Raw genomic sequence first — 23,839 nt, forward strand, 5'->3', positions numbered from 1 at the left:
AGGCTCCACCATGGCCGACCCCATGCTCACCACACAGTGCTGCATCGCGGGTGGAGGTCCGGCGGGAATGATGCTCGGGTTGCTCCTCGCCCGGGCCGGCGTGGGGGTGAAGGTGCTGGAGAAGCACGCGGACTTCCTCCGCGACTTCCGGGGCGACACGCTCCACCCGTCCACGCTGGAGCTGATGCACGAGCTGGGCTGGCTGGACGAACTGCTCGCCCTGCCCCACTCGAAGCTCCTCGACCTACGCTTCCAGGTCGGCGAGCACGAAGTCACCGTGGGGGACTTCCGCCACCTCCCCACGCACGCGCGCTACCTGGCCTTCATGCCGCAGTGGGACCTGCTCGACTTCCTCGCGCGCAAGGCCGCCATGTACCCGACCTTCCAGCTGCTTCGCCGCACGGAGGTGACGGACCTCGTGCGCGACCATGGGCAGGTCATCGGAGTCCTCGCGCGGACGCCTGAAGGCCCACTGGAGGTGCGCGCATCGCTGGTGGTGGCGGCGGACGGCCGGAAGTCCACGCTGCGTCGGCAGTCCGGCCTGGAGGTCCAGAACCTGGGCGCCCCCATGGACGTGCTCTGGTTCCGCGTGACGCGCAGGCCCGATGATCCCAGCCCGCCCCTGGGCCACTTCGAGCGCGGAGCACTCTTCCTCCTCATCAACCGGGGCGACCAGTGGCAGTGCGGCCGGGTCATCCCCAAGGGAGGCATCGCGTCCGTCCAGGCACGCGGCCTGGAGTCCTTCCGAACCGAGCTCGTGAAGCAGGCGCCGTTCCTCGCCGACCGCGCCGGTGAGCTCCGAAGCTGGGACGACGTGAAGTTGCTGACCGTGCGCGTGGATCGGCTGCGCACCTGGCATCAGCCCGGCCTGCTGTGCATCGGCGATGCGGCGCACGCGATGTCGCCCGTGGGCGGCGTGGGCATCAACCTGGCGGTGCAGGATGCCGTGGCCACCGCCAACCTGCTCGCGGGTCCCCTGCTCGCCCGGCACGTCACGACCCAGGACCTGCGCCGCGTCCAGCAGCGCCGCGAGCTCCCCACCCGCTTCACCCAACGAGCGCAGGTGCTCATCCAGAACCGCGTGGTGGACCCAGCGCTCCGGAAGCGCGCTTTCAGCAACGGCCGGCTGCCCCTGAGCCTCCGCCTGGTGAAGCGCTTCCCCGCGCTGCGCCGCATCCCCGCGCGCCTGATAGGCCTGGGCGTTCGCCCCGAGCACATCCACACGCCGGCCGCTTCACCCCTGAACTGAGGACCGCCGGAGCGCCGGTTCCTCCGCCCCGGCTCCAGTCACGGTTGTCCCGGCGCATCCCGGCCCAAAGCTTCGCGGGGAGTGCCTGACGCCCATGCATCACCCTCCTGCGCGTCAGGCCAGGAGGAACCATGGCGAGTTCACGAACGACGGCCCTTCAAGAAATCCGCTCCCAGACAACCGAGGCCCGTGAGGAGCTCCGCGCGAGCCAATGGAAGCTCACCGCCGCGGTGGTGGTCGCGGGAACGATGATGTCCGTGGGGCTGAAACGCCGCTCGCCTGGGGGCACGGCGGTGGCCCTGGCCGGCGGCGCCCTGCTCTACCAGGGCCTGCAATCCCAGCGGCGTGCGCTGTCCGCGGTCGCCCGGTCGGCCCGCCGCGCATTGACAGGCGAGGAGGCCCGCCACGGACAGCTCATCGAGGTGGAGCACACCCTCACGGTGGGACGTCCGATCGAGGAGCTCTACCGCCTGTGGCGCGAGCCCTCCACGCTGAGCCGCCTGGTGGAGCACTTCGCGGACGTTACGCCCACAACCGGCGGCGGCCAGCACTGGCGGATCCACGGCCCCCTGGGGCGAGACGTGAGCTGGGATTCACACCTCGTGGAGGAACGCCCGCCGGAGTTCCACGGCTGGGAGTCCACGGAGGACAGCCCCATGAAGACGCGCGGATGGGTGCGCTTCCGGCCCGCTCCGGCGAACGAGGGCACGGAGGTGACGTTGCACCTGGCCTTCCTCCCCCCGGGCGGCGCGCTGGCCGAGGCGCTGGCGCAGCGGATGCGCGGCCTCCCCGCCATGCAGGTGGCGAAGACGCTGCGCCGCTTCAAGAGCCTGGCGGAGACCGGAGAGATTCCCAAGGAGGACGCGCCGAAGGGCTACGAGCTCATCAAGCAGAAGGTGGATGGCTACGTGCGGAACGTGTTCACTTCTTGAGCCGCGGGCGTCCTGCCCCTCCCACGACTCAACGTGTCCGTGGGCTCCGCGAGCAACGTGGCCGAGCACGGCCTGAAGGAAGAGGAGCGCCGCGCCAACATCCTGGAGATCAACCCGGACGGCTCGGGCGAGCGCATCTACGCGGACGGCCTGCGCAACCCCGTGGGCATGGGCTGGGCCCCGGGCACGCGCACGCTGTGGACGGCGGTGAACGAGCGCGACGACCTGGGCGAGGACCTGGTGCCGGACTACCTCACGCACGTGGAGGACGGCGGGTTCTACGGCTGGCCCTACGCGTACTTCGGAGCGAATGAGGATCCGCGCATGGCGGGACAGCGGCCGGACCTGGTGGCGAAGACGCTGGTGCCGGACGTGCCCCTGGGCTCCCACACCGCGTCGCTGGGACTGGCGTTCTACGAGGCCCAGGCGTTCCCGGAGAAGTACCGGGGCGGAGCGTTCATCGGGCAGCACGGCTCATGGAACCGCGCGGAGCTGTCCGGCTACAAGGTCGTGTTCGTGCCGTTCAAGGACGGGAAGCCGTCCGGCCCGCCGGAGGACTTCCTCACGGGCTTCATCGCCGACAAGGACCAGGCCCGGGTGCATGGCCGGCCGGTGGGCGTCACGGTGCTGCCGGACGGCGCGTTGCTGGTCGCGGATGACGCCAGCAACACGCTGTGGAAGGTGGCCGCGAAGCGCTGAAGAGGCAATGACTAGCAGCCCATGCAGACCGGCCGGATGACCTGCCACTGACCGCAGCCGTTGTCGCCGCAGCACGTCTGGTAGAGCGTGCCGCTCCGGCCGTAGGAACCATTCGGCCAGCTGCCGTCACCGCCCACCTCGCGACACGCGCCGCAGGTCTCCGACCAGATGACCTGATCCGCCACGTATTCGCCCATGGCACAGTCGGGCGTCCTGCCGATGCCCTGCTCCACCTGCGCCGCCTCACCGGTGGACGGCGACGCATCCTGCTCCGACGCTGGCCCACAGGCGGAGAGGAGGCCCACGGAGAAGGTCGCCAAGAACAAACCACGGATCATGTTTCGCATGCAGGAGGCTCCAGCGGACGGAGGCGGAGATGCCTCGCGTCCCCGCAGTCCGGCAGAAAGCGATATCCTGCGCAACCGGGACGTTTGACTTTGACCCCCGCTGTTCCTTTACTGCCCTGGTGCTCGCAATGACTCTCTTCCGTCCGTTGGCGGTGTTCCCTTTCCTGGCGCGGTGGAGTCTATGTCTCGCCATGGTCACGACGGCCGGAGCCTGCCGCTCCGAGAACAAGGCCGAAGCACCGCCCGCGCCGGAGCCGACCATGGAGCTCCATGGCGTCGGGGGTGTCGAAGGCGAGAATGCCGCGTATGACCGCGCCCGGCAGCCCGCCCGGTTCGTGGCCGCGCTGGGGCTTGCTCCGGGACAGCGGGTCGCGGACGTCGGTGCGGGGCTGGGGTACTTCACGCAGCGGCTCGCGGAGGCGGTGGGCCCTACTGGCCAGGTGGTCGCCACCGACATCAACGACCAGGCCATCCAGCGGCTGCGCGCGCGGGTCCTCGGACGCAAGAACATCGAGGTGCGGAAGGTGGCCCCGGACGCGCCGGGGCTCGAAGCAGGCGCGTACGATTTGATCCTCCTCTCGGAGGTGGATCACTTCTTCGGGGACCGGGTGGACTACCTCACCCGGCTGCGTCCCGCGCTCACGCCCCAGGGCCGCATCGCGGTGACGCACCTCAGGGCCATGCGTCCCCCGCTCGTCGCCGCCGCGCAGTCAGCGGGCTACGCCATCGCCTCCGAGTACAGCGACCTGCCGGACCACTACCTGCTCTTCCTGCGGCCCGTCGTGAGCCCCTGACGCCCTCAACCGTCCAGAACCCAGGCCTTCGCGCGCGCGAGCGTCCACTCCCCGGCAGAACCCGGCCCCTGTCCGCCAACAGGACCGCCGCGCTCCGGTGAGCGCCCTACCCTTCCGCCGCGCGAACGCAAACGGACGCGGCACGGTGCCGCGCCGCGCATGGGGAGACAGGACGCCATGGGTATCAGCAAGGGCAGTGCGCAGTGGAACGGCGGGTTCAAGGACGGCAAGGGCTCGATGAAGCCCGGTCACGCCGCGGAGGTCCCCTTCTCGCTCGGCACCCGCTTCGAGGGTCAGCAGGGCAGCAACCCGGAGGAGCTCATCGGCGCGGCGCTCTCCGGGTGCTTCTCCATGGCCTTGTCGGTGGGGCTGGAGAAGGCGGGCCTGAAGCCCACGCGCATCCAGACGAACGCGGACGTGCACCTGGACAAGCAGGGTGACGGCTTCGCCATCACCACCATCGACCTCACCACCGAGGCCACCATCCCCGGCGCCAACGACGCCCAGTTCCAGAAGATCGCCGAGGAGACCAAGAAGGGCTGCCCCGTCTCCAAGGCGCTCGGGGGCGTGAACATCACGCTGAAGGCGAAGCTCGCGACCTGACGGGCCTCGCGCCGGCCTTCAGCCGCCGGCACACGCGTCACGGCAGTCCTGCCGGCACGCGACGACCTCGGGCGTGTTGCCCACGCAGGTCGCGTAGCACTGGCTCAGGCACGGCGTGAGCTCATGCTCCGCCGCGCCAGGCTCCTCCCCGGCCGGATCCTTCGCTTCGAACGGAGGGTCCTCCGCCGGGGGGGCCTCCGCGGGGCCGCAGGCCGCCAGGAGCCCTCCCGCCGCGGCCAGTGCCATCATCCATTTCCGCCGCATGTGCCACCCTTCCTGTTGGACGGTGAAGGCTTCACACCCGCCGCGAAAGCCGTGGAAGAATCCCGGACCGTGGCCGATTCGCCCACCAGGAGGTCTTCTGCGCAGGTGGGTGAGACGGACGATGTCACGGACGCGGTTCGGCGCGCGACGAGGGGGGAGTCGTCCGCCTTCAGCGAGCTCTACCGTCGCACCCGCCCCTTGGTGGCCCGGCTGGTCGCGGGTTTCGGCACATTGGATCCCGACGAGGCGGAGGACGTCCTACAGGAGTCCTACGTGCGGGCGTTCCGGGGGTTGGCCCAGCTGAAGTCGGCGGGGGCCTTCACCCCGTGGTTGTTGACCATCGCGCGCAACCGGGCGCGCACGCGGCTGGAGCGCCGCAGCCTGCTCCAGCGGATGGAGGAGGAGCTGACGGACCCGACGCCGGAGACGGTCCCTGCCCTGCCACCCACGCTCCAGGTGGAGCGGGACATCCAGGTGGTGCGGCAGCTCATCGCGGAGCTGCCCGAAGGCGAGGAGAAGAAGACCGTGCAGCTCTTCTACATCGAAGGTCAGCTCTCCGCGCGAGAGATCGCCGAGCAGCTCGGCGTGGGAAAGAGCACGGTCACCATGCGGCTGGAGCGGTTTCGCGGGCGCATCAAGCGCGAGCTCCTCCTACGGGTGCTCGCCGGACGGTGGGATTGAAGCCATGAGACACCTGGATGCCACCGCGATGGCCGAGCTCGCCGGGCGCGACCCCGCCGCCGTCGCCTGGTTCCGCGAGCACCTGGCCTCGCCCTGCGAGGTCTGTGAGGCGTTCCTCGCCACACACGCGGATCCGCTCGACGGGCAGACGGACGCGCTGCTCCTGGCGCTGGCGCCCGAGAGGAAGACCGAAGCGGAAGTCATCCCGCTGCGCGCCCCGCCCCGCGCCCGCCGCTTCGCCCCGCCGCCAGTCCGGTACCTGGGATGGATGGCCGGCGCCATCGCGGCCTCCGTGCTGATGGTGGTGCTGGTGCCGCTGGTGAAGGGGCCCGCGAACGGTGCCAACGGGTGGACCGGTGAGAAGGGCACGGGCCGGATCTCCCTGGAGCTGGCCGTGGTCGCGCGGAGCACCGACGGCGTCCTGCGCCGGCTGGACTCCGGGGCGGACGTCACCCGCGACGAGGTGCTGCTCCTGCGCTACCACGCCACGGAGTCCGGCACCGCGCTGCTCTACCAGCAGCAGGAGCAGCAGGGGCCGGAGCTGCTTGGCCGCTTCCCCCTGACCGCGGGGACCCACGACCTGGAGGGCCCGGACGGCCTCGCGGGCGTGAGCCTGGAGTCGGACCAGGGCCTGCTGTCGCTGGCGCTGGTGGCCTTCGCTCCCGGTGAGCCCGCCTCGGAGCAGGACGCACTCGCCGCGCTCGCCGCGGACGGAAGCCCGGAGGCACGCCCGGGGACCGTGGTGAGGTTCGACGTGCGGGTCCAATCCGGTCAGACTCTGGCCCCGTGAGGCGCCTCCTTCCCCTGCTGCTCGTCCTCCTCTGCGCCTGCGCGGGCCCGTCCGCCACGGCCGGAGACAAGGGCGGGCTCGTGCCGCTGCGGCTCGACGCCGCGGACCTGTCGCGTGCGTACACCCCCCGGCGGCTCGCGCTGCTCGTGGGCGTGTCGTCCTTCGATGATCCGCAGTGGCGAGCCCTGCGCTTCTCTTCCAAGGACGCCAGCGACCTGGCCGCGGCGCTGAAGGACCCCGCGCGGGGACACTTCGACCAGGTGCGCGTCCTCACGCGCCCGGAGGAGACGACCCGCGACGCCATCCTCGCGGCGCTGCGGCAGCTGCGGCGTGAAGCCACCCGGCCCGACGACGTGGTGATGGTGTACCTGTCCGCGCACGGCACGCTCGCGCGCGACGGCCGCGGGGAGCTCACGCGCTACCTCGTCACGCGAGACGCGTCCTACCGCGCCATCCCGCAGACGGCGCTCTCCATGGACGCGCTGAAGGCGGAGTTCGAACAGCTGCCCAGCCGGCGGCGGCTGCTGGTGCTGGCCACCTGCCACAGCGGCAGCGGCAAGTCGCTCTTGCCCCTCGAGCTGGAGGTGGAGCTCGCGGGCATCAAGTCCGGCTTCTACGCGAGGCCCCTGGAGGAGTCGTCCCGGGCCTCCATGGTGTTCGCCGCCAGCGACTGGGGCGAGACGGCGCGCGAGGACGAGGGCCTGCGCAACGACATCTACACGTACTTCCTCATCGAGGGACTGGGAGGAGCGGCGGACCGCAACGCGGACGGCGCCGTCACGGCCACGGAGGCGCACGACTACTCGCGCCGCCGCACCTTCACCTTCACGGAGGGACGCCAGCGGCCGTCCGCGGAAATCATGGAGGTGGGCGCGGATCCGGTCATCCTCGCCGGCCGCATCGACCGCACGGGCCAGCCGGAGCTCTTCTCCTACAACCCGCGCCTGGATGGCTTCCTGCTCAAGGTGGACGGAGAGCCGCGCCTGGAGCTGCCGGGAGGCGCCGCGGTGGGCCCGGGCCGGCGCACGGTGGAGCTCACCAAGGGCGACGCCGTCCTCGTGCGGCGTGAAGTGGACGTGGCCCGGGGCGAGCGCCTGCCGCTGGAGCGCCTGCTGTCGGACGCCATCCCGCGCCGCGCGCTGTCGCTCGTGGGCGGGATGATGTCCTTCGCGGACGGCAGGAGCCGGCGCGAGCTGTTGCCCGCCTCGCCCCAGGTGGGCGTGGTGCTGCGGCTGGAGGACCTGCCGCTCCAGGACCTGGGCCTGATGCTGGACCTGGGGCTGGGGCGTGGGCGCCAGAAGCTCCAGGTGGCGCCCGGCAGCGAGGTGCCCTTCGGCTACACCACGTTCACGCTTGGCGCGGCGGTGCCGTACCTGTGGCGCTGGGAGCGGCTGACGCTGTTCGCGGGCCCGCGTGTGGCCGCGCTGTACCTGGGCAGGTCTTTCGACGTGGAGGCCTATTCGGGAGGCCAGCGCTACTTCACCGTCAGCCCCGGTGTGGTGGGTGGACTGGCGTTGCGCCTGGGGGAGCGGTTGGAGCTCACCGCCCAGGGCCACGGGATGCTGACGTACGTGGTGGTGGACGGGCAGGGACAGGCCGTGGGCTTCATCGGCGGAAACGCCGGCGTGGGGTACCGCTTCTGATGCGCCGCCAATGCCTGATCCTGACGCTGTCGTCGCTCGGCCTGGGCCTGGGCGCGTGCGGAAGCCTGGACAACGAGCCATTCCGCGCGGGCACCGTGCGCGGCCGGCTCACGGAGTTCGACCCCGCCGTCGCGCTGGTGACCGTGCTGGGCGCGCCCGGCGTGCGCAGCGGCGTGGACGTGCAGGGCCGCTTCACGCTGGAGGACGTGCCCGCGGGTCCGGCGGAGCTCTTCGTCCTGGCCACCTCGGACAAGGCCGCGCGCGTGCCGCTCACCGTGCAGGGCGGCCAGTCCGTGGACGTCGCGGACGTCTCGCCGCGCGCTGGCGGCACCTTCTTCGTGAAGCTCCACGCCCGGGGCAACCGGAGGGTGGCGGAGGCGACCGTGACCGTGGAGGGCACCCCCATCGAAGCGTCCGGGCTCGATGACAATGCCCCCCGGCACGTGGGGCCGCTGCCAACGGGCTGCTACGGCCTCAGCTTCTCCGCGCGCGGCTTCATCTCCACGTCCGTGCAGGACTGCGTGGACGCGGGCAAGCAGACGGTGCTGAACGTGGAGCTCGTCCCCGACGGCTCCTCCGCCGAGGAGCGCTGCGCGTTGACGGGCTGTGGCGGTGACGGCCGTTCCGCGATGGAGGGCCGCGGCGTGAAGAGCCCTGAAGACAGCCATTGAAAGTCGTCGCCGGTTCGCGACGGCTTCCGCTGTGAAGAGAGCTTTCCGCAAAGCCACACATATCCAGACCGTCCGTCGCCTCACACTTCGCGGCCCGTCTGGAGTTGTGGCCACCTCGCGAGCACCCGGGTCTTCCTGACAACGAGGCACTCCGCTCCCCGAGCGGCCCCCCACCGCCTCGTCACACAGGAGGATGACCATGCGTATCCCGACCGCTCGCTCTTCCGCGGCATGGCTGGTGTTGTGCGCGACGATGCTGTCCCTGGGCTGCGGAGGCCCCACGGAGTCGGAGGATCCGTCGCTCGTCACGGGCGATGACAACCTGGGCGGCGCCGCCGGAGAAGCGCCCGCCGCGGATGGCGGCACCGCTCCCGGTGACCTGGGCCGCGTCACGCTCTGCCACATTCCGCCCGGCAATCCCGCCAACGCGCACTCCATCACGGTGGGCCTGCCCGCGGTGGCCGCGCACCTGCGCCATGGCGACACGGTGGGCCCGTGCGACGACGAAGGCGAAACGCCCACGGATGGTGGCACCAGCGAGCCCGACGCGGGCACGACGGACGGCGGCTCGGGCGGCGACGTCGACGCCGGTCCCCAGTGCATCCCCGAAGGCAATGAGTGCTCCGTCGAGGGTGATGACACCTGCTGCGATTCGCTGTCGTGCCAGGAAGGCCGCTGCTGGCCGGCCATCGGCTGAGCCAACGTCGTGGCCGGTCCGGACGCGGGAGGGTCTCCTCCCGCGTTCTTCCCTGAATCCAACAAAGGCTGACCCATGAAGACCCTGCGACACCTGACTTCAAACCTGCTCCTGGCCACGGGACTCCTGTTCCTCGCGGCCTGCGGCGACAGCAACGCCCGCGTCACCCTGAAGCTGACGGACGCCCCCGGCGACGGCATCGAGAAGGCCGTCGTGACCATCTCGAAGGTCTACCTGAAGGGCAGCGTGGACGGAGACAAGGACGGCAAGGGAGACGTGGTGCTCCTGAGCGAGCCTGTCACCACCGACCTGCTCACGCTGGCCAACGACACCGCGGACCTGGTGAAGGACGCGGAGGTGCCGGCGGGCACGTACAAGGAGCTGCGCTTCGTCATCACCGGCGGCTACATCCAGGTGAAGCAGGACGGCACCAGCCGCATCTTCGCCACCTCCGCCAACTACGAGGGCCTGCCCGAGGGGGCCCAGGTGGACGGCGACCTGCACATGCCGAGCGCCAGCAGCTCCGGCCTCAAGGTGAAGTTCGACAAGGACGCGGACGTCACCATCACCAGCGATGACGACCAGAAGGTCATCCTGGTGGACTTCGACGTGGCGCAGAGCTTCGGCAAGGAGGCCGGCAACTCCGGCAAGTGGGTCATGCGTCCCGTCATCAAGGGCGCGGACCTGGAGTTCTCCGGCAACGTGGAGGTGACGCTGGAGGCGGGCAGCGTGTCCGTGCCCCTGGGCATCACGCAGCTGGGCAGCTTCTCCGCGGTGCTCATCAACGCCGACGGCAGCCGCGAGACGCTGGCCTTCAGCGCCAGCACGGCCACCACCTACGTGGCGGACTTCAAGTACCTGTTGCCCGGCACCTACCAGGTGGACCTGGTGGGGCCGGAGGGCGTGACCTTCAGCACGGACATCACGCGCCCGGCGACCGCCACGGTCGGCTCAGGCGCGGAGTCCAACGTGGACTTCGTCCTGACGTCCTTCGACGTCGTCGAGTAGCACTCCGGGGTTCAGGCCGCCTTCTCGCCCGGCTGCGCCTGGGCGGCCTGGACCTCGAGGGCGATTTCGATCTTCTCGCCCACCAGCACGCCGCCCGCCTCCAGGGCCTGGTTCCACGTCAGGCCGAAGTCGCTGCGGTTGATGGACGTCTTGGCCTCGAACGCGGCCTTGGTGTTGCCCCAGGGGTCCTTGGCGATGCCCAGCTGCTCGGCCTCCAGGACGACCTCGCGGCTGATGCCGCGAATGGACAGCTGGCCCGTCACCTTCAGGTGCTTGCCGGAGGGCTCCACCTTCGTGCTCTGGAAGGTGATGGCCGGGAACTTCTCCACGTCGAAGAAGTCCGGCGAGCGCAGGTGGTTGTCGCGCTGGTCGACGCCGGTGCTGATGCTCGCCGCCTCGATGGAGACGGTGACGGCCGACGCCGTGGGGTTCGCGTCATCCAGGGTAATGGTGCCGCCGAACTTCGTGAAGCTGCCGCGCACCTTCGCCACGACCATGTGGCGGACGCTGAAGTGGATGCCGGTGTGCGTGGTGTCGATGTTCCAGGAGGTGGTGGCCATGGTCGTCTTCCTCGTCGTGAGCGCCGCGTTGGCGGCGGTGTGTTTCAACGAGGCGTAAGGTAGCGGCCCCCCACGTTCCGGATTAGACGGGACGAACAGGATGCACTGTTCCACGGCTGGAACAGTCCTGCGCCTGCACGAGGGAAGGGCCATGGACCTCAACGAACTCCTCGTCTTCGCCCGGGTGGTGCAAGCGGGCAGCTTCACGGCGGCGGCGAAGGCGCTGCGCATGCCCAAGTCCACCGTGAGCCGCAAGGTGTCCGAGCTGGAGGAGCGAGTGGGAGCGCAGCTGCTTCAGCGCACCACGCGCACGCTGCACCTGACGGAGGTGGGCCGCGCGTACTACGCGCACTGTGAGCGCATCGTCGCGGAAGCGGAGGCCGCGGAGCTGGCGGTGACGCGGCTTCAAGCGGGCCCACACGGGCTCCTGCGCGTGACGACGCCCCTGTCGGTCAACTTCCTGGCGCCGCTGGTGGCGCGCTTCATGGAGCAGTACCCGGAGGTGCAGCTGGAGCTGCTCTGCACGGACCGCGCGGTGGACCTGATGGAGGAAGGCTTCGACCTGGCGGTGCGGGCCGGAAAGCTGCCGGACTCATCGCTGATGGCGCGGAGGCTGGGGGACATCGAGCGCGTGGTGGTGGCCTCGCCCGAGTACCTGGAGGCGCGGGGCGCGCCGCGTGTGCCCTCGGACCTGGCGAAGCACGACTGCCTCTTCTTCGGCAAGGCGCTGGAGGGCAACGTCTGGACGCTGCACGCGCCCGGGCGTGCGGTCGAGGTCAAGGTCGCCGGGAGGCTGGCGGTGAACGAGCCGGACATGCTGCATGCGATTGCGCTGTCGGGCTCTGGCATCGCGTTGCTGCCCGGATTGAACTGCATGGAGGACCTGGGCACGGGCCGGCTCCAGCGCGTGCTGCCGGACTGGAGCTCCACGGGAGCGCCGGTGCACGCCGTCTACCCGCCCACGCGCCACCACGTGCCCAAGGTGATGGCCTTCGTGGACTTCCTGCGCGAGCACTGGCCCGCGAACGTGGGGACGAGCAAGCGGGCGAAGCGCTGAGACAGTGCGGGCGTTTCGTTCCGTGGATGGAACGATGTGTCCCGAGGTTCGCGTCTGGCCAGGGGGCGTTCCGGAGCGCATGTTGTGCCTCGAAAGGAAACACACACCATGATGAACGTTCGCCCTTCCGAAGCACGCGGTCACGCCAACCACGGCTGGCTGGATTCGCATCACACCTTCTCGTTCGCGAGCTACTTCGACCCCGACAACATGGGCTTCCGCTCCCTGCGCGTCATCAACGAGGACCGCGTGCAGGCCGGCGAGGGCTTCGACACGCACCCGCACCGGGACATGGAGATCATCACCTACCCGCTGAGCGGCGCCATCGCGCACCGTGACAGCACGGGAGGCCAGGGGCTCCTGCGAGCCGGTGAGGTGCAACGCATGACGGCCGGCACGGGCGTGATGCACAGCGAGATGAACGGCTCCAACGAGGACGTCCACTTCCTGCAGATCTGGATCATCCCGGAGAAGAAGGGCCTGAAGCCCGAGTATGAGCAGAAGTTCTTCCCGGAGAAGGACCGGCAGGGACGCTGGCGCGTGGTGGCCAGCCCCGACGCCCGAGACGGCAGCCTCACGGTGCACCAGGACGTGGTGCTCAACAGCACGCTGCTGAGCCCGGGAGAGAAGGCGGAGTACACGCTGCCCAAGGGGCGTCACGCCTGGGTGCAGATTGCACGCGGCAGCGGCACGCTCAACGGAGTGGCCCTGAAGGCCGGTGACGGAGTCGCCGTGTCCGACGAGTCGAGCCTCGTGCTCACCGCCTCCGAGCCGCTGGAGGCCCTGCTGTTCGACCTGGCCTGATGCGCCGGCCACGAAGAAGGCCCCTGGATCTCTGAGAGGATCCGGGGGCCTTGTCGTTTCCAGGAATGCAGGTGGCCGGGGTTCAGTCTCAGCCGCCCCACCGGATGCGGTACGAGCAGGCGTGGCCGTCGAAGTCGAAGGGCTCCACGCGAAGGTTCTTCGCGCCGGCCTTGGCCAGCCCCGCTTCGATGAGACCGCGCAGGTAGCCCGGGTTCCCGTTGCACTCGTTGACGCGGATGATGTGGTGCCCGGGGCCCTGGGTGAGCAGCTCCGACCGCATGTAGTTGTTGACGGTGGAGAAGCTCTCCTGGATGCGCACCACGACGCGCTCCGGCCCGAAGATGGGCCACATGGACACGAGCGACTTACCGAGCACGGTCTGCTCCATCCCCTGGATGATGCCGATGCCCAGGCGCCGGAAGCCCTCGCCCACATCGAGCTGCGGGTACAGGTGCTCGACGGTGACGCGAAGGGCCTCCGCGAAGGTCTTCCGAGGGGTGTGGTGCGGAGACTGAGCGTCCAGGTCCAGGCCCACGTCCTTCAGCTTCGTCCGGAGCTCCAGAGTGAGCCGGTCACCAATGGAGCGGAACACCCCCTCCACCGTGTGGCGATACACGATCTCTTCTTCCACGAAACACCCCGGCCCAGCCCGGCGGTCCCATTCCGCCGTGTCGCAAAGAAGCCTACCCCATCCCCCCGACAAATCCGAAGCCCCCAGCCGGGACGAGACGTTCTACCGATGTCTCACGACCGGTTCCGATGCTTAATCATGGATTACTCGAACTTGATGACTCGGCGGGTCTGAGCAGCCCCGGTGAGCCCCGCCACGGAGACGTGGAACACGGCGAAATGAACGACCTCCCCAGTCGGGGGCACCTAGTCATCCATGAAACCATACGGCACATTGGCCTTCGCCAATAACACACAAACCAAAATGGACACATCCGGCACCAGTGGCACCCGGATGCTTATATTTCGATGAACTCCGCAACGATGGCCGGGCCCAATTCGCCTATTGCCGGATCCTGGTGCCAAGCGGCCATGGACCGGCGTCGCCACCGACAGCCTCCCCGGTGTTCGTGGACACACCCAGGGTCAATGGCCACCACATTGGCCTGAAAGGGCTAGCGGTTTTCCCTGACAACGGCCTTCGACCCGCCGTGACATGACAGGAATTGACGGCATTTGGTAGACCCTCCCGCCGGGGGCCATGGACAAACAGTCCTGCTCGCGCCCAACCTTGGAGACGCCGAATGCGTACGCCGTCAGTCCTTGCAGCCGAGCACCATTCCGCGAAGTCGTTGTCCACGCAGAAGGGAAACCAGCTCAGCCATGAACTCTGGTCGCTCGTCCAGCGAGGCCTGGTCTACCCTTCCCCCTACGCCGTGTTCGCCACGTTCTGGCGCACGCCTGCCGGGACCGGCGAGCCACTGACCCGGGCGCTCCTCCAGGCGCTGATGCGCGACGTCCGGGAGGAGATCCACACCCACTACGGGAGCGCCAACACCACGGCTATCGTCGGAGTCGGCTTCCGGCTGTGGCAGGAGTGGTGCGCCGAGGACGGAACGGACCTTCCCGAAGGCATGAAGCTGGCCTTCCCGGAGGAGTCCTCGCCGGACTGGCGCTCCAACGTGTTCCCCCGCTCGAACGGGACGTTCGTCGACTCACAGGGCGACCTGTGGTTCCACATCAAGTCCGATGAGGAGTCCTACTGTGACGCGGTCTTCGAGTTCATCCGCGCGCGGCTGCAGGACCAGGCGCGCTGCGTGCGCTCCGGCCCGAGTGACCATCAGAAGGCGGCCACCAAGTCCACACGTCCCGACAAGCGCGGCGGCAAGGTGCTGGGCTGCCGCTTCTCGGAGAACCTCAACAACCCGTCGGACCCGGTCTCCATCCAGGAGCAGACCCTCGTCGGGTTCGAGGACCCCGCGCACCTGGGCGCCTCGTTCGTGCTCGCGCAGCGCTTCGAGATCAACTGGGAGCACCTGCTGGACATGAGCCCCCAGCAGGTCGAGGACCTGGTGGGACGCACCACCGAGGACATCCTCATCCCCAGCCAGGACCAGCGCAGCCACATCAAGAGCGCCCGGGTGCAGGACGCCCAGGGCAACACGCTGCAGGTGCTCCGGCTGGGATTGCCCTTCGGGCAGGCGAACACGGTCCACAACAACGAACTGCGCGCCAAGGGCGCCAGCCTCCGGGACGAGGCGGGCATCTACTTCGCGGGCTATGCCCGGAGCGTCCGCGCGCTCGAAGCCGTCATGAACCAACAGATTGGCGACCAGCGCGGCTTCATGCGGGACCGGCTGCTCTCCGAGGTCCGCTCCAACCTGGGTGGCTTCTATTACATCCCCAGCCAGGCGGACCTGGGGCTGGAGCCAGTGAAGCTCCAGAGCGCGGAGCAGCAGGACTGGAAGCGCTTCCCCGGCGTGGACTGGAGCCGGCTGGACCGGCACTTCGACGTGTCGTCGTCGAACGGGTACATGCATTACAACCACAAGAACTACCTGTTCCAGATGGCGACGATGTCTGGAGACAAGCGCCGGACGCACCAGCCTCCGTCCAACCGGGTGCTGCAATTGCTGTCGGATGCCTTCTCCCGCTGGCAGGACAACTGGTACGTCAACCGGTCGCAGCAGGAACTGGAGCACCTGTGCGCCTACGTGGCGCGCCAGTACGGCCCCGCGAAGGCCCGGGAGGTGATGGGTCTCTCCGTCGTGGAGCGCATGGGATGGGCCATCAAGGTCAGCCTGGGACAGGTCTTCGCCAGCGACGCCTACGGCTTCCGGGGCCGCCGTCAGGACGCACAGGGCAACTGGTACAACGGCGCGGACACATATCGCATCCACCCGGTGGAACTCATTGTCGGGGCCCTGCCCAACCTGGGGCTCGGTCAGGGGCGGTATGTCATTGACTACGCGCGCAAGGACGAGGAACTGGGCAACTTCTTCGCGGGGCTGAGCTCCGCGTCGGGCGTGGGCCACCTGGTGCCGGGCTTCCAGCGCGCCCTGGACCGGGGCCTGGGCGGGCTGATGGAGGACGTCCAGGCACGGCACGACGCGACCCAGGATGAGAGCAAGCGCCAGTTCTACCGAGGCGTCGTGCTGTCCCTGGAGGGCGTGCGCGACAGCTGCCTGGCCTACGCGGCGCTCGCGGGCAAGATGGCCGCGGAGCTTCCCCTGGGGCAGCACGCCGAGCGCGACAACCTGCTGAAGATCCAGGAGCGGATGCAGCGGCTGGCCACGGAGCGGCCCCAGACGATGCTCGAGGCCACCCAGCTGCTCTTCACGCTGCACGCGGGCCTGCACCTGATTGGCGAGCCCACGGCGGTGGGCCGGCTGGATCAGATGCTCTTCCCCTTCTACGAGCGCGACGTGGCGGCGGGCGTGCTGGACGATGAGCAGGCGCAGGAGATCATCGACTGCTTCTGGGTGAAGCTGGGGGAGAAGGTCCTGCTCAACCGCCAGTTCGTGGAGGACCACCAGCCCTTCGGAAACCTGGCCATGGGCGGGATGAGCGGCAACTACCCGCAGGGCGCCGCGAACAACCAGTGGATCCAGCAGGTGACCGTGGGCGGGACGATCGCGGACGAGACGCCCGGAGAGGGCCGGCCCGCGTACAACCGCGTCACCCTCTTCTGCCTGCGCGCGGCCCGGCGGCTGCCGCTCAACGCGCCGTGCCTGTCATTGCGCGTGCGCAAGGACATCCCGCCCGAGTACCTGCACGAGGCGGCGCTGGCGATCCTCAGCGGAGGCGCCCACCCCATCCTCCTCAGCGACGAGAAGATAATCCCCGGGCTGCTGCACAGCGGTGACGGCGTGGGCCAGGGCACGCAGCCCACCGTGGCCACACCGGTGGCCCAGAAGGCAGGCAGCGCGTGGAGCAGCGAGGTGGTGCTCCGGGCCGCGCGCGACTACGCCTGCGATGGCTGCTACGAGCCGCAGATCGTCGGGCAGAACTGGTTCACGCTGGGCGGCATGACGGCCCTGTCACCGCTGGAGGCCGCGCTCAACCAGGGCAAGAGCTGGAGCACGGCGGGCCCCATGTACTTCCGGGGCCAGCGCGTGTCCTTCACGTCGCCTCCGCCCTCGGCCATCCAGTCCTTCGAGCAGCTCCAGGACCTGTTCTTCCAGCACCTGAGCTGGATGTACGCGAAGCAGGCGGACGGCATGGTGGGCGTCTTCGGCAGCATGAGTGCCGTGTGCCCGTCGCCGTTGCTGTCGGTGTTCGTGGACGACTGCATCGACAAGGGGTTGGACCTCTACGGGGGCGGCGCCCGCTACAACATGGTGGCCCCGTGCATCACGGCCCTCTCCACGGTCATCAACTCGCTGTACGCCATCCGGAAGATGGTGTTCGAGCAGGACACGGCGGTGACGTCCCTGCCGGAGCTGGTGGAGGCGCTGCTGTGCGACTGGGGCCACCAGATGAACGAGCCCTTCATCAGCACCTTCGCGGGCCCCGCGCGCATCGAGGCGAAGGCGCAGCGCTTCCGGGACCTGCGCCAGGTGGCGCTGGCCCAGCCGCGCTACGGCCGCGGCAACGAAGAGGTGGACCGCTTCGGCAACGCCTTCATCCAGCGCGTGGCGGAGACGGTGGTGCGCGTCTTCACCGAGCCCGCCGAGCCCACGGCCCAGAAGATGGTGGACCTGGCGAAGAAGTTCGGGACGCCGGAGAAGCCGTTCGGCGGCTTCCAGGTTCAGCCCGGCGCGGGCACCTTCGAGAACTACGTGGAGTTCGGCGCGACCTGCGGCGCCTCCGCGGATGGACGGAGGCTCGGGGAGACGCTGGCCTCGGACCTGAGCCCGTCGCCCAGCATCGCGGATCAGCCGGTGGATCATCAGGAGGAGGGCTTCGTGCGAGCGCTGTCCGGCTACACCGGAGCGGGAGCCGAGGGCTTCACGAGCGGAGCGCCCACGGACTTCAACATCCGCGAGGACTTCCCCGTGGGCTCACTGGAGCGCGTGCTTCACGCGTTCGCCCAGGGCCAGGGCTCCAACATCCTGACCATCACCTGCGCCAACCCGGAGACCTTCGAGCGCGCGTCGAAGGACCCGGAGAAGTACGACGTGCTCCGGGTGCGCATGGGCGGCTGGTCGGAGTTCTTCGTCTCCATGTTCCCGGCCCACCAGGAACAGCACCAGCGCCGGCCGCTCAGCACGCCTGACGTGGAGCGCTGAGCCGCGGACCGCTGAAACAACAAGAGCCCACGGAGGAGATTCGAATCTCCCTCCGTGGGGCGGATGCGCCTGTCTCAGAGCGTGTTGAATTGGTCCGTCACGCGAGTCGGCGCAGCATGAGGCCGGTCATCGCGATGTGGATGAAGGTCTCGGACGAGTGCTCGTGACGCTCGTAGTCGCGAGCCAGGCGCCGATGGCGCGTCAGCCACGCGTTGGTGCGCTCCACCACCCAGCGGCGCTTTTGCACGACGAAGCCCGTGTCCTCCTCGGCGCGCCGGACAATCTCCACTTCGAGTCCCGCCTGTTTCGCGGCGTCCGCCACGACGGGCCCCTGGTAGCCAGCATCCGCCCAGACCTTGTTCAGCGAGGGGAAATCCTCGGAGGCACGTGGCAGGACCGCACCGGCCGCGGCATCCCGGTCTTGCACGTCAGCGGTCGTCACCCAGGCCACCAGCACCAGGCCCAGCACATCCACGAGCAGGTGGCGCTTGCGGCCCTTCACCTGCTTACCCGCGTCGTAGCCCCGGCTGTCGGCCTCCTCGGACGCCTTCACGGATTGGCTATCCATGATTCCAGCGGTGGGCTCATACCCCCGACCCTGCGCCTGGCGCACCTTGCCTCGCAGCGCATCGTGCACGCGCTTCCAAGTGCCGTCCTTCTTCCACAGGCGGAAGTAGTGGTAGACGCTTTGCCAGTCGGGCAGGTCGTGCGGCAGGAAGCGCCACTGCACGCCCGTCCGCGTCACGTAGAGGATGGCATTCACCACCTCGCGGCGCGGATGCACCTGCTCCTTGGGGCCGCCTCCCACAGCTCCAACGAATGGCTCGATGAGGGCCCACTGCTCGTCTGTCAGGTCACTCGGGTACCGCGTGCGCTCGGGCATTGCGAGGTCAGGCATCTTGTTCGTTCAACGAACCGGCCCCCTCGCTCCATTTCAACAAGCTCTCAGACCCGGGCCAGGCGCTGGCGGTACAGCCGCGTGAGGAAGTCGTACAGGACGAGTTCGGGGGCCCGCGCGTCCTCCGGCAGCACGCGGTTGACGTACATGTGCATCAGGCTCGTGGCCAGCGCCTCCACGGGGAGGGAGAGCCGGCCTTCGCGCTAGGCGGCCTGGAGCTCGCGGTCCACGGTGGCGAGCCGTGCACTGCGTCGCTGGAGCACGGTGAGCCCTGCTTGCCGCAGGCCCTCGGTGGCGGGCGTCGCGTCCAGCTTCGGGCGCTCGGCGCGGAAGCGCGCGCTCAGCCAGCCATGCAGCGAGTTGTGAACGGAACCCCTGATCCCCCCGCTCGGCAACCTCGCCGCCCTGCGTCCAGTTCCACCGGCGGCCACCCTCCGTAGAGGTGACCTCCTCCAGAGGCCCTTGACGCGCACCAGCCCCCAGGACTCGGGGCGGGCATGGTGTGCCAGGGCTTCCTGCCGGAATGAGCCCTCATCCCACACAAAATCCGGTCGGAGGAGGTAACAAACCGGGTGCTCCGCGTCTGGAGGGCAGGACCGTGCCATGTCCCCACCCGATGCATTCCCAGACCTGGAGTCCCTTTTCCCCCCCCCTCGCGCCGACACGCCGCCTCTCCCTATTGTGGAGCCCGAGGCACGGCGCCGGGAGGGGCGCCCACCAGCTATGAGCATTTCAAGCCGCGGGCATCGCCTGGGAGAGCTTGCCATGCAGCACCGCGGCTGGCTGATGGGCCAGGCACTGAAGCTGTGTAGGAACGAGACCGACGCGGAAGACCTGGTGCAGGAGACGCTCTTGCGCTTCGTCAAGACATTCGAGGACCGCGAACCACTGCCTGAGCGGAGCACCTGCGTCTCCTGGCTCACCAACACCCTCTCCCACCTCTTCTACAGTCAGTGCCGCAAGCAGCAGGTCCGGAAGCAGCACGCCAACGATCCGGTCTTGGCGGAGCGGGCCGGGCTTGCGCCGGAGCAAGGCGTGGCGTCCGAGTTCAACGTCCCTCCCGAGCAGCTCGCCCGGGCCGTCTCCCAACTGAGCCCTGAAAAGCAGGCCACGTTCGAGCTGTATGGCAAGGGCAAGAAGTACCGGGAGATTGCCAGCGCGCTCGGTATCCAGGTGGGGACCGTCTCCAAGCGCCTGCATGACATCCGCGTGCAGTTGGGCAAGCTGCTGCGCACCAACGACAAGGTGAACTGATGGCGCGCCCCTGTGACAATGTCGAGTTGTTCGTCGACGGGGAACTCCCACCCGCCGAAGCCGAAGTCTTCCGTCAGCACTTGCCGGACTGCGCGGGGTGTCAGCGCGCAATCCCCAACCTGATTCAGTTCAGGTACCAGGCCAGCGAGCACGTCAGACTCGTCGGCGAGCGACCCTCGGGGTCCGCTCCGCTGCCCGCCCCGTGGAGGCGTCCCGCAGCCTGGGCCACCGCCGCGCTTCTGGGGGTGCTGCTGGCCGTGCTGGCCGTGCTGCAGCGCCCCGGCTCCGCGCCGGGGACGGACGAGTTCTTGGCGCAGGGGTCCGAGCGCCGGATGGAACAGCGATTCAGCCTTCGCGAACTGGACCAGTACCGGCCTCTCGCCGGCACTCACATGTCCGGAGAGCCCCAGGCTTCCGCCAGCGGCGCGTCATATGAGGCGCTGAGCGCGCTGGAGCGGACCCAGGACTTTCAAAAGCTGGCCATTGCCGACGTCCTCCACAACGGCCGCGACGCGGCGAAGCGGGCCCTGGAGGCGCTGGACAAGCTTGCGCCCTCCCCCGAGCGGGAATCCGACCGGGCCGCCATCCTGCTTGAGCAGGGGGATTTCATCGCGGCCCTCCACGCCGCCGACGCGGCCCTGACCGGTCGCCCGCGTATGCCCCAGGCCCTGTGGAACCGGGGTTTGGCGCTTCGAGAGCTACAGCTACCGGGAATGGCAGCCCAGGTCTTCTCCGAGATCGCCAGCCTGCGAGAGCCCGGCTGGGCGGACGAAGCCGCCGGGAAGGTGGTCGAGCTGCGCCGCGCGATGCCGGACAGAAGGGGGGCGGAGGCACTGAAGGAGCTGGGCACATCTCTGATTGATGTGCCCGCCTCGTCCATTCCCAGCGACTTCCACCTGCGGCCGAGCGCCCGGCTCTACTTCTATGATGCCATCCGCACGGCCCCCAATGCCGAGCGCGTCAGCAACCTGGAGCCCCTGGCCCGCAAGCTGGATGCACGGGACGGAGGCCGGGTGCTCCAAGACTATGTGGAGCGGGTCGCCCGGGCGGACTTCAAGCGCCGGGGCCCGCTGGCCCGGGACTACAAGAAGCTGGTCCAGGGGCGGCTGTCCCGGTCCCAACAGGAACAGCTCCTCGCCCAGGTTCGCGCGTCCGGAGAGGACGACCTGCTACTGGGCACGCTGGTCCTCATGCGCGCGGTCCCCGAACACCTGGAGCTCTTCGAGGCAAAGGCCACGGCGAGCAGGGACCCCTGGTTCGTCCTGACGGCGGCCTGGTTCCGGGCGCAGAAGGACTGGGCTCAGGCCCAGCAGGGGAGCTCCCCCGCGGGCACGGAGCGGGCCGGGGAGCACGCCGAGCGCGCGCTCCGGACGCTGGCGGGGGCGCTGCCCCTGTGCCACACGCCGGGCCTGGACTACCGCTGCACTCAGCTCCGCATCGACCTGTCCACCTACTCCACCCATCTGCACCGGCTGGAAGAGGCGCGGGCGTACGCGGAGGAAGGGCTGACGCTGGCACGCAGGGGAGGCGAATGGTTCCTGGAGCGGGCCCTGCTCCAGAACCTGGCGCAGGTGGCCCGCATGGTGAACGACGGCTCGCTGGCACGGGCCTACTACGGAGAGGTGCTGGCACGGGACGCGGAGGACCCCGACCTCCAGCGCCGCCTGCACCAGCACCTTGCGGACGTGGCGTGGCACGAGCTGCGCGTGGACGAGGCGCGGCGGGAGCTGGACGCGGCGCTGGCCACCGGCCTGGCCCTCTCCCCGAGCGGTGCCTTCACGCTCGCGGATCTCGCGCGGCTCAAGAGCGCGCCCGGAGATGAGAGCCACCTCCAACGGGTGCTGGACGAGGCCCCCAAGACGAGCAACCCCTGGGTGGCCAGGCACGCGCTGGGGCGCTTCGTCATCGAGCGAGACCCGGCGCGAGGACGCGCGCTGCTGGGCGACCTCCTCCAGCAGGTGGAGGGTCCCGCGAAGGAGGGCAACTCCACCGCGCGGCGGGTGCGCGCCTATAACTTCACCTCGCTCCTCTTCGAGGCGGGCCAACGTGGCGCCCATGCCGAGGCGTTGAATCTGCTGGAGCGGGAACGAGGCTCCCCGCTCCCCTCCGCGTGCCTGCTGGCGGCCACCGTGGATTCCGAGCGCACGCTCCTGCTCGTCCTGGACGCACAAGGCGCACTGACGGGGTATTTCGACGCGTCCCGGCGCCAGCCCCTGAAACAGCGAGTCGACGGGCTGGTGCCGGAGACGGTGCTGACGCCGCTGCGCGGCTGCCGTCAGGTAGAGGTGCTCGCACGGCCCCCACTCCATGGCCGCGCGGGCCTGCTGCCTTCGGAGTTCGCCTGGAGCTACCTGACGCGCGGTGGGGAACGCCCGCCTCCGCCCGCGGGCCGCCCGCGCCACCTCGTGGTCTCCGAGGTGCAATTGCCGAAGGACCGCGAGCTGGAACGACTCAACGCCTGGACGCCCGGGTTCGGCGCGGACGAGGAACAGGTGTTGCTCTCGGGCGCCCAGGCGACACCGGCCCGCGTGCTCGCCGCCATGGAGGACGCCACCGAGGTGGACCTGGTGACGCATGGGGAAATCACCCCCCACTCCAGCGCCTCCTACCTGGTGCTGGCTCCCGATGTGGGCGGCCCGGAGCTGCGCGGCCCGAGAGTGCGGCAAACCTCCTTGAAGCGGGCGCCCTTCGTGGTTCTGGCGGCGTGCAAGGCGGCGCATACCACCTATGCGGTGCATGAGCCGCTCAGCCTTCCCGCCGAGCTGCTCGCAGCGGGCGCTCGAGGGGTCCTGGCGTCAACGGAGAAGCTGCTCGACAAGGAAGTGAATGTCTTCTTCAACCGGGTGCGTGAACACATGCGCTCCGGCCTGCCTCCCGCAGTGGCGCTCCGTGACGAGCGGGAGGCATGGCGTCGGGCAGGACGCACCCGGGACTGGCTCGACACCATCTTGTTGTTTGAATGAAGTGAGGTAACAAAACGGTCCAAGGGCGTCCTTGAGCGCGGGTGAATTTTCAGCACCTGCGCCCGCAGGAAAGGGAGCCAGCCTTGGACAAACCAGACCTACCGTTCCACGACCTCGAGTTCTCCACGGAGGACCACTTCTGGACGGGAGGAGACGCGACCACGCGACGCGTCTACCTCATGCCAGTCTCACCGCCCTCGGAGTTCGTGGCCTTCGGAGCGCTCGTCCCTTCAGAGCCCTGCTTCGTGGCCCGGGGCCGGGTGGAGCAGCACCTGGGGCCCTTCATCGAGCGCATGGCGCGGGACGACGCGAAGGTGGAGCTGCATGAGTGGCCACCGCTGCCGGACTGGCTCGTCAAGGAGTACGCCTCCAACCCGCCGTGGGAAGGCCATGAGGTGGAGAACCCAACGGGCACCCCGGTGCGCGGCATGGTGCGGTCCAGCGTGGACACCTATGAGCCGGTGCCGGGCACGCCGCTGTGGACGCCGGGCGAAGCAATACGGCGGAGCATCTTCATCACCCCGGTGAAGGACGCTTCGGAGCTCCTCGCGCTCGGGGTCCTTACGGGCACTGACACGGTGGTGTTCTCGAAGAAGGGCACGGTGCAGGGGGCGCTCGGGGCGCTCATCGCGCAGGCGGTGAATGAAGGGGCCCGCGTGGAGTTGCACACCTGGCCTCCGCTGCCAAAGGACGTGCTTCACCTCTACCTCGAGCCCGTCCTCGACACTCCCCCGCGCTGAGGCCG

General features: G+C 69.2%; 23 protein-coding genes and 2 pseudogenes. 18 read left to right on the forward strand and 7 right to left on the reverse strand.

What is annotated here, in order from left to right; translation table 11 throughout:
• The first annotated feature begins 10 nt into the window (after positions 1-10).
• The 3 genes and pseudogenes from D7W82_RS00600 to D7W82_RS00610 form a co-directional block, all read left to right on the forward strand.
• On the forward strand, positions 11-1,249 hold the full coding sequence (locus tag D7W82_RS00600; protein ID WP_120616434.1) for an FAD-dependent oxidoreductase: 1,239 nt from the start codon (positions 11-13) through the stop codon (positions 1,247-1,249).
• Positions 1,250-1,380: 131 nt separating this feature from the next.
• On the forward strand, positions 1,381-2,181 hold the full coding sequence (locus tag D7W82_RS00605; protein WP_120616435.1) for an SRPBCC family protein: 801 nt from the start codon (positions 1,381-1,383) through the stop codon (positions 2,179-2,181).
• A gap of 24 nt (positions 2,182-2,205) precedes the next feature.
• A pseudogene (locus tag D7W82_RS00610) lies at positions 2,206-2,880 on the forward strand (sorbosone dehydrogenase family protein); the annotation flags it as partial.
• Positions 2,881-2,891: 11 nt separating this feature from the next.
• Here D7W82_RS00610 and D7W82_RS00615 read toward each other — a convergent pair.
• On the reverse strand, positions 2,892-3,227 hold the full coding sequence (locus D7W82_RS00615) for a hypothetical protein (protein WP_147439169.1): 336 nt from the start codon (positions 3,225-3,227) through the stop codon (positions 2,892-2,894).
• 191 nt (positions 3,228-3,418) lie between these two features.
• Here D7W82_RS00615 and D7W82_RS00620 point away from each other — a divergent pair, with 191 nt between their 5' ends.
• Together D7W82_RS00620 and D7W82_RS00625 are read left to right on the forward strand one after the other, a co-directional pair.
• On the forward strand, positions 3,419-4,021 hold the full coding sequence (locus D7W82_RS00620; protein WP_233587209.1) for a class I SAM-dependent methyltransferase: 603 nt from the start codon (positions 3,419-3,421) through the stop codon (positions 4,019-4,021).
• Positions 4,022-4,198: 177 nt separating this feature from the next.
• Positions 4,199-4,624 carry an OsmC family protein gene (locus D7W82_RS00625; protein WP_120616437.1) on the forward strand — a complete coding sequence of 142 codons (426 nt, stop codon included), beginning with the start codon at positions 4,199-4,201 and terminating at the stop codon, positions 4,622-4,624.
• A gap of 18 nt (positions 4,625-4,642) precedes the next feature.
• Here D7W82_RS00625 and D7W82_RS00630 read toward each other — a convergent pair whose 3' ends face one another.
• Positions 4,643-4,888: a hypothetical protein gene (locus D7W82_RS00630; protein ID WP_120616438.1), complete on the reverse strand. Its 246-nt coding sequence runs from the start codon at positions 4,886-4,888 to the stop codon at positions 4,643-4,645.
• A gap of 105 nt (positions 4,889-4,993) precedes the next feature.
• On the opposite strand from D7W82_RS00630, the gene D7W82_RS00635 reads away from it, so the two are divergent.
• From D7W82_RS00635 to D7W82_RS00660, 6 genes are all read left to right on the forward strand, one after another.
• Complete coding sequence (locus D7W82_RS00635; protein ID WP_171422615.1) at positions 4,994-5,569, forward strand: RNA polymerase sigma factor; 576 nt, start codon at positions 4,994-4,996, stop codon at positions 5,567-5,569.
• Between the two features lie 4 nt (positions 5,570-5,573).
• Positions 5,574-6,359, forward strand: coding sequence for a hypothetical protein (locus tag D7W82_RS00640; protein WP_120616440.1), 786 nt, complete (start codon positions 5,574-5,576; stop codon positions 6,357-6,359).
• On the forward strand, positions 6,356-8,002 hold the full coding sequence (locus D7W82_RS00645; RefSeq protein ID WP_120616441.1) for a caspase family protein: 1,647 nt from the start codon (positions 6,356-6,358) through the stop codon (positions 8,000-8,002). The genes D7W82_RS00640 and D7W82_RS00645 overlap by 4 nt, the downstream gene beginning before the upstream one ends.
• Positions 8,002-8,673 (forward strand): hypothetical protein, encoded by a 672-nt coding sequence (locus D7W82_RS00650; RefSeq protein ID WP_120616442.1) that lies wholly within the window; start codon positions 8,002-8,004, stop codon positions 8,671-8,673. Before D7W82_RS00645 ends, D7W82_RS00650 begins: the two co-directional genes overlap by 1 nt.
• A 199-nt stretch (positions 8,674-8,872) precedes the next feature.
• Positions 8,873-9,370, forward strand: coding sequence for a hypothetical protein (locus D7W82_RS00655; protein WP_120616506.1), 498 nt, complete (start codon positions 8,873-8,875; stop codon positions 9,368-9,370).
• Positions 9,371-9,445: 75 nt separating this feature from the next.
• On the forward strand, positions 9,446-10,378 hold the full coding sequence (locus tag D7W82_RS00660; protein ID WP_120616443.1) for a DUF4382 domain-containing protein: 933 nt from the start codon (positions 9,446-9,448) through the stop codon (positions 10,376-10,378).
• Between the two features lie 11 nt (positions 10,379-10,389).
• Here D7W82_RS00660 and D7W82_RS00665 read toward each other — a convergent pair whose 3' ends face one another.
• Positions 10,390-10,938, reverse strand: coding sequence for a YceI family protein (locus D7W82_RS00665; RefSeq protein WP_120616444.1), 549 nt, complete (start codon positions 10,936-10,938; stop codon positions 10,390-10,392).
• Positions 10,939-11,089: 151 nt separating this feature from the next.
• Between D7W82_RS00665 and D7W82_RS00670 the strand changes: the two genes are divergently transcribed.
• Together D7W82_RS00670 and D7W82_RS00675 are read left to right on the forward strand one after the other, a co-directional pair.
• Positions 11,090-11,995, forward strand: a complete 906-nt coding sequence (locus D7W82_RS00670; protein ID WP_120616445.1) for a LysR family transcriptional regulator — start codon at positions 11,090-11,092, stop codon at positions 11,993-11,995.
• A 108-nt stretch (positions 11,996-12,103) separates the two neighbouring features.
• A complete protein-coding gene (locus D7W82_RS00675; protein WP_120616446.1) occupies positions 12,104-12,799 on the forward strand; it encodes a pirin family protein in 696 nt (231 codons plus the stop codon).
• 88 nt (positions 12,800-12,887) lie between these two features.
• Here the strand turns inward: D7W82_RS00675 and D7W82_RS00680 are convergent, their stop codons facing one another.
• Entirely contained in the window at positions 12,888-13,430 is a 543-nt protein-coding gene (locus D7W82_RS00680; RefSeq protein WP_120616447.1) for a DUF2378 family protein, read from the reverse strand.
• 622 nt (positions 13,431-14,052) lie between these two features.
• On the opposite strand from D7W82_RS00680, the gene D7W82_RS00685 reads away from it, so the two are divergent.
• Complete coding sequence (locus tag D7W82_RS00685) at positions 14,053-17,979, forward strand: Dyp-type peroxidase (RefSeq protein ID WP_120616448.1); 3,927 nt, start codon at positions 14,053-14,055, stop codon at positions 17,977-17,979.
• 97 nt (positions 17,980-18,076) lie between these two features.
• Here the strand turns inward: D7W82_RS00685 and D7W82_RS00690 are convergent, their stop codons facing one another.
• From D7W82_RS00690 to D7W82_RS00695, 3 genes are all read right to left on the reverse strand, one after another.
• A complete protein-coding gene (locus D7W82_RS00690) occupies positions 18,077-18,862 on the reverse strand; it encodes an IS5 family transposase (protein ID WP_120616449.1) in 786 nt (261 codons plus the stop codon).
• Between the two features lie 62 nt (positions 18,863-18,924).
• Positions 18,925-19,056 carry a lantibiotic dehydratase C-terminal domain-containing protein gene (locus D7W82_RS41180; protein ID WP_370450920.1) on the reverse strand — a complete coding sequence of 44 codons (132 nt, stop codon included), beginning with the start codon at positions 19,054-19,056 and terminating at the stop codon, positions 18,925-18,927.
• 24 nt (positions 19,057-19,080) lie between these two features.
• Positions 19,081-19,272, reverse strand: coding sequence for a hypothetical protein (locus tag D7W82_RS00695; RefSeq protein ID WP_120616450.1), 192 nt, complete (start codon positions 19,270-19,272; stop codon positions 19,081-19,083).
• Between the two features lie 328 nt (positions 19,273-19,600).
• Between D7W82_RS00695 and D7W82_RS00700 the strand changes: the two genes are divergently transcribed.
• The 4 genes and pseudogenes from D7W82_RS00700 to D7W82_RS00710 all read left to right on the forward strand — a co-directional run bounded on the left by D7W82_RS00700 (position 19,601) and on the right by D7W82_RS00710 (position 23,834).
• Positions 19,601-20,131: an RNA polymerase sigma factor gene (locus tag D7W82_RS00700; RefSeq protein WP_255417077.1), complete on the forward strand. Its 531-nt coding sequence runs from the start codon at positions 19,601-19,603 to the stop codon at positions 20,129-20,131.
• Positions 20,131-20,223: pseudogene (locus D7W82_RS42480) on the forward strand (zf-HC2 domain-containing protein); the annotation flags it as partial. The gene D7W82_RS00700 and the pseudogene D7W82_RS42480, both read left to right, overlap by 1 nt.
• A gap of 240 nt (positions 20,224-20,463) precedes the next feature.
• Entirely contained in the window at positions 20,464-23,094 is a 2,631-nt protein-coding gene (locus D7W82_RS00705; protein WP_233587211.1) for a CHAT domain-containing protein, read from the forward strand.
• Positions 23,095-23,177: 83 nt separating this feature from the next.
• On the forward strand, positions 23,178-23,834 hold the full coding sequence (locus D7W82_RS00710) for a hypothetical protein (RefSeq protein WP_120616453.1): 657 nt from the start codon (positions 23,178-23,180) through the stop codon (positions 23,832-23,834).
• Positions 23,835-23,839 lie beyond the last annotated feature (5 nt).

Source organism: Corallococcus sp. CA049B (genome assembly GCF_003611685.1).
Classification (GTDB): Bacteria; Myxococcota; Myxococcia; order Myxococcales; family Myxococcaceae; genus Corallococcus; species Corallococcus coralloides.